Below are 1,234 nucleotides of genomic sequence, written 5' to 3' on the forward strand. Positions count from 1 at the left end.
ATGGGTCTTCCCCGATCATGGTGGGAAGGCTCAGAACGCCATATTCAGCTTTCCGTAGTGGAACATCACCCCCAGTTTAAAGCGCTCCCGGTTTCGGTATCCCCTGGCTTTTATCCTCAGCAGCCTGATCTTGCTGTTAAGTGCCTCCGCATTTCCGTTTGAGACACTGTGTCGCATCGCATTCAGGATCCCGTACAGCCTTTTTCCTATCGTTTTCGCGGCATTTTTCATCATGGGAACGTCACTGTTAGCCGCCAGCGCCAACCATCTCTGCCAGTCACTCCGTCTTTCCTCGCTCCATGGCCTGTTCCAGATATCCTTTGCCAGCTCTTTCAGCGCCCAGCACTGGCTCGTCAGCTTCATCTGTGCACGCAGCCACATCAGCTTTTCCTGCCGGGATTCGGTCATCCACTTATCGCTGTACTGCCACAGGAAGCGGGTTCCTTTTGCCTGGTGTCGGCTTTCAACAGGGAGGTGCGGATGTTCATTCTGACGGGTTTTATCAACTACCTCGCCCAGTTGCTTCGCCACATGGAAGCGGTCAAAGGCGATTTTCTCAACCGCACTGGGTAAGTGGATACGCGCTGCTCTTATATAGCCCGCGTTCATGTCCATTGAGAGCGTTTTGATAGCCAGCAACTGCCCATCAGTGAGCGTGCGAAGATAGCCGGCAAGACTCTCTGTGCCGCGATCATCCGTTAAGGCCAGCGCCCGACCATCGCGATCGGAGATCACCGTTATGTAACGATGTCCTTTTTTAAAGGCGACCTCATCCACATTCATATGACGGGCGGATAATGGCTTTTTTATCCGGGCAAGACCTCGCTTAACTGCCCGGGTCATAATGCCGTCAACCGCATTCCAACTGAGCTTAAGTTGCTTCCTGACAGCATCAACGGTGCTGATTTTCAGCCATGAGAGAACGAACGATTCGAATAGCAACGTATACCGGCTTCCGGGGCCAGCCCACGGAACAGGCAACGTCAGGCAGCCATGCTCCGGACACATAATTCGTGGAACATCGGCTTCAACAATAGTGGTGAACTGGCAGGTATCAAGATGGCGCCATTTACGATGACGGTGATCGTGAACAGAACAGGATTTACCGCAGGTCGGACAGGCTAGCCGGGTGTTTTCAGCGATCTCAATAGTGACAGTAACAGAACCGGCATTTTCATCGAGAGAAAGGGACTTTACCTGCCACGGATCGGACAGGTTGAGAATATGAGCGTAG

General features: G+C 52.8%; 1 protein-coding gene. It reads right to left on the bottom strand.

Annotation, left to right across the window (positions count from 1 at the left end; all coding sequences use genetic code 11):
* Positions 1–30 precede the first annotated feature (30 nt).
* Positions 31–1,234, bottom strand: a 1,204-nt coding sequence (locus FHC48_RS22970; RefSeq protein ID WP_220420623.1) for an ISL3-like element ISKox3 family transposase, incomplete at its 5' end; no start/stop codon positions are given.

This window comes from Enterobacter sp. EC_50, from assembly GCF_019584525.1.
Classification (GTDB): domain Bacteria; phylum Pseudomonadota; class Gammaproteobacteria; order Enterobacterales; family Enterobacteriaceae; genus Enterobacter; species Enterobacter roggenkampii.